6 protein-coding genes are annotated in these 8,437 nt (G+C 55.8%); 5 read left to right on the top strand and 1 reads right to left on the bottom strand.

Going from position 1 to position 8,437, the window contains the following annotated elements; all coding sequences use genetic code 11:
• Nucleotides 1–3: 3 nt before the first annotated feature.
• From KK078_RS28220 to KK078_RS28240, 5 genes are all read left to right on the top strand, one after another.
• On the top strand, nt 4–1,449 hold the full coding sequence (locus tag KK078_RS28220) for an ABC transporter permease (RefSeq protein WP_254093885.1): 1,446 nt from the start codon (nt 4–6) through the stop codon (nt 1,447–1,449).
• A 3-nt stretch (nt 1,450–1,452) separates the two neighbouring features.
• Nucleotides 1,453–2,802 carry a DUF3526 domain-containing protein gene (locus KK078_RS28225; RefSeq protein ID WP_254093887.1) on the top strand — a complete coding sequence of 450 codons (1,350 nt, stop codon included), beginning with the start codon at nt 1,453–1,455 and terminating at the stop codon, nt 2,800–2,802.
• A gap of 394 nt (nt 2,803–3,196) precedes the next feature.
• The gene (locus KK078_RS28230) at nt 3,197–4,474 is read left to right on the top strand and encodes a hypothetical protein (RefSeq protein ID WP_254093889.1); all 1,278 of its coding nucleotides are present in this window, start codon (nt 3,197–3,199) and stop codon (nt 4,472–4,474) included.
• Nucleotides 4,475–4,604: 130 nt separating this feature from the next.
• Nucleotides 4,605–5,630 (top strand): hypothetical protein, encoded by a 1,026-nt coding sequence (locus KK078_RS28235; protein WP_254093891.1) that lies wholly within the window; start codon nt 4,605–4,607, stop codon nt 5,628–5,630.
• Nucleotides 5,631–5,632: 2 nt separating this feature from the next.
• Entirely contained in the window at nt 5,633–6,553 is a 921-nt protein-coding gene (locus tag KK078_RS28240) for a DNA/RNA non-specific endonuclease (RefSeq protein ID WP_254093893.1), read from the top strand.
• 20 nt (nt 6,554–6,573) lie between these two features.
• Here the strand turns inward: KK078_RS28240 and KK078_RS28245 are convergent.
• Nucleotides 6,574–8,437, bottom strand: a 1,864-nt coding sequence (locus tag KK078_RS28245) for a hypothetical protein (RefSeq protein ID WP_254093895.1), incomplete at its 5' end; no start/stop codon positions are given.

Consider the following 8,437-nt stretch of genomic DNA (forward strand, 5'->3'; position numbering starts at 1 on the left):
ACTATGAATCGTACGATCGTCATGCTCCTGGCCCGGCAATGCTGGAAGAACGCCTTCCACACCCGGGCCATCTATAGCATCCTGGTGGTAATGCTGCTCGTGATGGGCTATGCCGCCTATAGCGGCTGGAAAGCCTATACCCAGCAGAACAGCATGCGCGAGCATTACCAGCGTGCAGCCCGCGCAAGCTGGGAAGAGAATCCCGATAAACATCCCCACCGCATGGCGCACTTCGGCACCTTTGCGTTCCGGATCAAACATCCGCTCAGTGTGTTCGATGTCGGCCTGGAAAGCTTCACCGGCAACGCCGTGTTCCTGGAAGCCCATAAACAAAATACCATCAATTTTTCCGAGGCAAGCTTTTCCACCGGACTCCTGCGCTTTGGCGAGATCAGCCTGGCCATGCTGCTGCAGATCCTGTTGCCGTTGATCATCGTCTTCCTGGGGTTCAGCACCATCGCCGCCGACCGCGAGAACGGCACGCTCAAGATCCTGCTGACGCAAGGAGCGGGGTGGCGCGAGATCCTGGCCGGAAAATCGCTGGGACTGTTCGCCCTGGCCCTGCTGGTCGTCGTACCGGCCTTTGCCGTCACGATCCTGCTCCTGGCCGCCGCCGGCGCACCGTTCACCGCCGACCTGGCGGGCAGGCTTGCCGCCACGGTGTTGGTATACGTTGTGTTTCTCGCCGTGGTGTGTATGGTCACGGTGGCGATCTCTGCCGGCAGCGCATCGTCGAAGGGTGCGTTGATGAAATTGTTGGGCTGGTGGTTGCTGCTGGCCGTGCTGCTGCCGCGCACGTCGCAGGCCCTGGGCAGCTATTTCTATCCAGCGCCTGCCCGGGTCGCGTTCGACGCCGCGATCGAAGAAGACGTGTTACGGCAAGGCGATAGCCACAACCCCGACGATCCGCACTATAAGCACCTACGCGACTCGGTGCTGCGGGTACACGGCGTGGATTCCGTCGAGCATCTGCCGTTCAACTACAGCGGCTTTGTGATGCGCGAAGGCGAGCGCATCAGCGCGGAGATCTACCAGCAGCACGTGCAGCAGCTCACGCACCTCTACGACAAACAGAACAGCCTGACCACGGCGACCGCCCTCGTCAATCCGTTCACCGCCATCCGCAACCTCTCCATGGCGCTCGCCGGCACCGACGCCGAAGCCTACCAGGTATTTCAAGACGAGGCCGAAGCCTACCGGTATGCACTGGCACAGAAAATGAACGCGCTGCAAATGGAGCTGATCAGCAACCGTAAACCCGGTCCGAAGGACGTGCCGCTCGCCATCCCCCACGACCACTGGAAGAAAGTACCCGACTTCAAATCGCAGCCGGTCGCGCTCGGTACATCCCTGCGTGGCGTGTGGTTCTCGGCGTTGGCGTTGCTGCTCTGGTGCGCGGCCGCGTGCGGATGGCTCGGTCGGATCTCCCAAACACTAAAGGCACTATAAACTATGTATACATTATTGATAAAACAATTCATCCGGTCGCGCATCACGGTAGGGGCACTGCTGCTGCTGTTCGTCCTGGGGCTGGTCTCGATCCTCATCGGCAACCAGTTCCTGGCGCAACAGGAACAACGGATCGCGCAGGTAACAGAGCACCAGCGCGCGCACCGGGAGCGCAACGTAGCGGCGCACGACGAAATGGGACTGCTGCTGTATTACCTCAAGTTCGCGCTCATCAGCCCGCCCGACAGGCTGTCGGCGTTGTCCATCGGCCAGCGCGATGTCAACCCCGGCATTCAAAGCGTGACCATCCGTACGCTGGAGGGGCAAAAGTATGATACCGACCTGACCAACCCCGTGCAGCTGCACGCCGGCAACCTCGACCTGGGCTTTGTCATCCTATACCTGTTCCCGCTGGTCATCATCGCGTTTACGTTCAATATCTTTTCCGAAGACCACGAGACCGGCACCTGGAAAGCCATCGCCGTACAAGCGCGCTCCGCCGTTCGGTTTTTGCTGGCCCGGCTTTTCGTGCGCGCGCTCTTTGTGTATGGCCTGTTGCTGGCGTTGCTGCTGACCGCCGCCGCGATCGTGTCGATACCCTGGAACGAAGCGTTCCTGGGCTTTGTCGTACTGAGTATACTGTATACCGCGTTTTGGTTTGCCCTTGCGTTCTGGCTGGCGTTGTTTAAAAAGAGCTCGGGTTTTAACGTGCTCACCTTGCTGGCCGTCTGGGTGGTGCTGACGATCCTCCTGCCGGCCTCGGTCAACAACCTGGTGGCCACGCTGCACCCGGTGCCCGAGGCGCTCAGCACCCTGCTGAAACAACGCGACGGCTACCATAAGAAATGGGACGAGGACAAGCAGGTGACGCTCGCCCGCTTCTATGCACAGTACCCGCAGCTGGAGAAATATGGCATGCCCGAAGAAACCTTCAGCTGGGGCTGGTATTATGCCATGCAGCAGCAGGGCGACGAAGCGGCACGCGCCGACAGCCAGGCCTTGCGTGAAAAGATGCGCCGGCGGGACGAGACCAGTCGCGCGTTCGCCCGGGTCATCCCCACGTTGCACACGCAACTATACTATAACGACCTGGCGCAAACCAGCCTGACAGATTACATGCGCCTGCTCGACAGCGCCACGGTATTTCACGAGCAGACCCGGCTGTATTTTTACCCCAGGATCTTTGAAAATGCACCGGTAAAAAGCGAGGACTGGCAGCGCTGGACGCCCGCATACCTGTCGCCCCGGCAGACGGTTCACTGGGCGCCCCTGGCGCTACCGTTGGTCGCCATCATCCTGTTGCTCCTGGGCGGAACCTGGATCCGCTCCCGCAAACTGTACTTTGGGGAATGAAAAAATCAGGGCCGGCCGGCGCATCCCGGCCGGCCCCGTTCGGTTTACGTTGGCACATAGCCGGCCGTGGTTCAGGTTGCCCGTACGTTTTTTTTTCGACGCATCGGTCTGGAGTTTTTTTTACGAGCACCCTTTTTAAGACCGGAGAAGTCCGGTACACGGCCGTTCAATGGATAAGATATCCAATAGATATCCAATAGTCAATGAAGTCTTTATGAAGAGATATTGAATAATTATATAACTATTGAATATCCTTTTCTTATACTCTTTTTCTAAAAATTTATACTATACAGTATATTGTAAGATGCTGTCCTTTCCGTATCTTCGGTGCAGACACCGTTAAAACATTGGCTGTTGTCTAAAACCCCTCTCGTTACCGTAAACCCGATCAATTATGCCCTTTCTCGAAGGACCATTCGCCTTTACCGGCAAGCTGGACATGTTTAGCGCCTACCGCATGCGCGGCGTCGACGGGATCGTCGTCCGTCGCAAAGGCGGCCCGAGCGGCGAAAAAGTAAAAACCGCCGAGAGCTTTAAAAATACCCGTCATACCATGTCGGAATTCGGCGGTTGCTCGCGCCACGGCAGCTACGTACGCAAGGCGTTGCTGCAGATCCGCCACCTGGCAGACTATAATTTCGGCAGCGACATCAACAGCATCCTGCGCCAGGTACAGCTGCGCGACGGCACCGGCGAGTGGGGCCGCCGCCGCATCACCCTCTCCGAACATACACGTTTGCTCGAAGGCTTCTCCACCACGCAAAAAGCACCGGCCTTCGACTCCATCGTCCGCGCCCCGCTATATTATACCCTGGACCGCCAAACACGTTCCGCGCGCATCGACTTGCCCGAACTGCTCCGTGATATTAACTATTTCCCGCAGAACAATCACGCCATGTTCCGCCTGACCGTCACGTTGGGCATTGTGCCCGATGTAACGTATGACGTACCCTCCAAAGAATACCTGCCGCCGGCCTGGTATAGCCGCGCGTATAATTCCATCAGCACTTCCACCGAGTGGAATCCTTCCCTGGAAGGCATGGCAACGACAACGCTCGAGCTCGCCATGGGCGCGGCGCTCCCGCCCGATGATGCGTGGACGCTGATGCTGTCGATCGGCATCGAGTACGGCGCGTTTCGCGAGAATGGAAACATCAAAGAAGTGCCGCGGTTCGGCGCGGCGAAGATCCTGGCGTTGGTAGGCAAGGAGCCTGCTCCTGAAGGCAATGTTTGGGAAGAGGAGATTGACAACGGCAAGGAAGAGGCAGCGCCGGTAGCGGTGAATGCAGAAACACCGGAGACCCCGGAAGAAAGGCTGGAAGCCAGTCCGGTGCCGGCGGTACGGTATATCTACACGACAAAAGAGACTCGTGATGAGCGACCGGCGGCGCGGGTTTACGGCTACAGCATATCCGTGCCGGTCGGTACTGTATCCGAAGCGGTTCCGACATCTGGCGCAACTTCAAGCCCCACGGTGTGCTGGCGCAAGTTTGAGCGCCGAGCGTCAGCGCTGGCGCGGGAACTTGTGCCGGGAACTGCAGGCAATTTGCCACTGCCGTACGCCGGTGGCAAACTGGTGACAATTCCCGGCATCCCGATAGTTTCTGTCGGAGACGTACCTTTTCCACCAGCCGGAGGTACTTACTCCTGCGCCAGACCACCGGATGTATAAATAAGTAAATACACGATCTGTTCCTCAAAAGATAAATTATCCGTATCTTCCATGAATAGAGCCCATCTTTGACGACCGGATCGTCATAGATGGGCTTTTTTCGTTTTTTCCAACCCTAACCCCCCATGCTATGAGGAGACTAAGATTGCTGTTGGCACTCATTTTCTTTTCGATGGGTTGCCATGCGCAAAAGGCGATCCAGATCATCGACGGTATTTACATTGAGCGCGACACGCTGTCGTTCCCGATCAAGAATGAAACGATTGTCGAGAATGACGTGATCGTCTTTGATATCCCCGGGTTCGGTGATTTCCTGACGGAAAATCAGATCCTGCTGAAGGACGTGAGGATCCTGTTCAATAATATTCCCATTCCGGAATTTGCCGCCTATGTCGAGAATATGGAATCGGGGGTTGTCCGCTTTCAGTTCCTCGAGGATGCGCTCGGCCAGGAGAGCAGAAAGCTCCTGTATAACCTCCAGGACGGCGCGACCAAAGAAATACAGCTCGGCATCAAGGCCGGCGAGAATGCTGTTAACTATCCGATCCGCGTGAAGGTATTCTTTGCGGATATAAAAGACTGGAGCACGATCGGACTTGTGCTGATCGTGGGGTTTATACTCTTCTTTTTAATCATCGTATTTCAGTTCCCGTCCCTGATCAAGGACAGCCTGCCCTTTGTCAGCGATGCCGTGACGGCCAGGTTCCAGGCGTCGTACAGTTTCGGGAAGACCCAGATGGCCTTCTGGACGTTTATCGTCGTTTCGAGCTTTATCTATATATGGGCATACACGACGGACCTGAACTCCATTAACACGACGGCGCTTATTCTGCTGGGCATCAGCTCCACCACGCTTGCCGCCGCGAGCGCTGTCAGCAAACAAAAGGAGATTGCCGCGGCGGGGAACGGCACCGCCGGGGAATTGGTCGAGTCCAGACTCACCACGGGCAGTTTCTTTAAGGACATCCTTTCCGATGCTTACGGCATCAATATAAACCGGTTCCAGGTTTTTATATTCAACGTTGTCTTTGGCGTGGCGTTCATCCGGTCTGTGATCTTCGATTACAGCATGCCGCTGTTTGACGAAACCCAGCTGTTGTTGCTCGGCATCAGCAACGGAACGTATGTGTTCCTGAAAACCACCGAAAGTAAATAGTGATGAAGAGGTTTATACTTTTTGCCGTGGTCATCGCGCTGCCGGGGGTGCAGCATCCGGGCAACGCCCAACAGCTGTTTTCAAACCTGTCGGCGTCGGAGAAGAAATTGTATAGGGAACATGTCGTCGGAGGTCAGCCTGACGGCAATGTGCCGGTCTATGTACGGCAGGGATATGTCATGCGGTACAATGCCACGTACCGGATCCCGGAGTGGGTCTGCTACCACATTGAAAAGGACTATCTCAAAGGACCGAAAAGGGAGAAACGCTTTAGTGCGTTCAAGACAGACATCGATACCCCTGATCCTGTTCGTACAAGCGATTACACCGGTACGAACTACGCCCGGGGACACATGGCGCCCTTTTTTGCCATGGGTGGCGACCGCGACGGAAATTCGCGTTATTCCAACGCGGAGGATATTCACAAAGACCCCTACGACGACGAGACGGTGTATCAGGCCAATTACATGTCCAACATCTGTCCGCAGGACCAGGACGCGCTCAACGGTGCCGGCGGGCCCTGGTATAAACTCGAAACGTTCATCCGTAAAGACCTTGTCGGCGGTCGTAGATCAAAAGAATTGAACGTATACGCCGGGGCTATTGTCAGCAATCCGGACCAGTGCAAAATCCTGACGAACAAGCACGGGGCGACCGGTATTGCCATACCCGACAAATTTTACCAGATCCTGATCTACCAGGATAAAAAGACAGGCGATTACATTACCGGGGCATTCCTCTTCCCACACGTGACCAGCAAGAAAGACCTGCCATCAAAAGATCTGTTCGATTACATGGTCCCCGTGGACTCCATCGAAAAGGAAACGGACCTTGATTTCCTCCACGCGTTAAGCGCGGCAAAACAAAAAAAGACGGAAAGCAAGACCAACCGCGATTTCTGGGAAGCGCTGGCCTCGGATTAGCGTGCTGGTCATTCGCTCGCTTACCCGCGATCCTGCCGCAGGAGCTCCTGGATCTCCGCCTTTTTTCGGAAATACATGCTGCGTGCCGGTTCTCTTTGAATGTCGGGCTCTATTTCGATCATGAGTTTGAGGAAGCTGGATACGGTTACATTCAGGAATTGGGGGGACGCTAGTTTTAGCATCCGGTTTTGGTCTGCCGGATGGCTGATGCTGATCAGAAGCTTGAATTCCTCCGGTGTCATCGTGCGTTCGTTGAGATCGAGGGCAGCGCGAACACGCGGCCACATTTTTCGGCTGGCCGTGATCAGCGACCGCAGCAACAGGAAGAGCGCGGTGAGGATCAGGATTCCGATAACCCATCGCATCATGTTAGGAATGGGCAGGTCCGGAATGTTTTCCACGAAGATCCGGAATTTTCCAAAGCTCTTCCCCACCGCGAGCAGTATAACCGCGGAAAGCAAATACACGATCGCATTTGTTAACTTTTTCCGGGCTGGTATCATTTCATATTTATCCGTGGGGAAACGGAGCCGAACTACTAAAAAAACAAGGACCCGGTGGCAGACAAGTGCGATGAGGATTATGAAGATCCCCCAAACGACCCCGGCCGCGGTGATGACCGGCCAGTGAAAGTTCAGCGAGGGAAGGCTATTCCAGAGATCCGGCAGGAATGTCTGGTCGAGAATAAACCGTATGATCAGCGCCATTACAACAGCGAAGGCGGCAACAGCTAACATACTATACGTCAGGAGGCCATTGACGCCTGTCAGGTCCCTGAGCCTCGGGATCGAAGATTGTGACCAGCACGTGTTGAACGTTTGCTTGAGATAGGAGCTGTCTTTCGCCCAGGTGGCGGTAACGGCGGCCATCATGCCGGTGAAGATCGCCCAGACGGGTATAACGCACGCCATGGCGAGGAGTACAATAATTTCGTGTAACCAGACGATGGCCATGATAAAGGCTACCAACGCCAACAGCACAGACTTTATCGTGGCCATCGGTGCGATGAGCCAGAGGCAGAAGATCAGGAAGAGCAATGTATAGGCCTGGAATCCGCGAACGGTGATCATCCAATAGGGCGTGACGCCGAATACGACCAGGAGCATCATGACGCCACTGATCATCCACAGGGCGACGGGTGTCCATTGCCGCAGTACTTTCCTGGCTGCGTCGATCTCGGCGTATAATGCCTTGAGCTGTTTGGCACCGGCGGGTTGTGCCGGTCTGATTCTGGCGAAAGTTACCCGCTCCCGGGCAATGATGGGTGTTACGTATGTGGTTAACGCGTCTGTCGCGCGCGGCGCCGCCAGGGGTGCCAGACTGGAAAGTATCGAAAGCTGGAGCACAAAGAGTATGACCGCGGTGGCATTGGCGATGATCGCGCGGGGTGACTTCATTTTTTTTGCCACGCTGATCTTTTGACGAAAAGAGGAAAGGATGTCACCGTTGCCATACGCCACGACGGTGTCCAGCGGTAATGTCGAATTGATAGCGCTGCCGGCGCGGTGGGCGGCCACGATCTGGGCTTGTTCCCGCACCCAGGTGACGTCGTCATTGAGCAGGAGGCGCAGGAATGTCGTGAACTTTTCTGCCGGCAGCCGCTGGATGACCCGCAACATTTTTACTTTCGAGGTCGGGTCGCCGTAGAGCGTCAGTTGCTCGGCGGCGAATGTAAGTTTTTCCAGGAGTGTATCAAACTCGTCAGACGCGGCACGGGTGGTCACCAGCCGGCTGGCAAATTCTATCCGTTCTGCCAGGATCGTTTCTTTGTGAACATCGTCGGGATTTCGGAGGATGGGGTATGCGCGTGTTTCGTCGTCCGGGACAGATCTTCTTCTGAAACGTTCATGGTTTTTCTTAAGCGCGGCATAGTCGAATTTGTCG

The sequence above is a fragment of the Dawidia soli genome, from assembly GCF_018598185.1.
GTDB lineage: Bacteria > Bacteroidota > Bacteroidia > Cytophagales > Cyclobacteriaceae > Ohtaekwangia > Ohtaekwangia soli.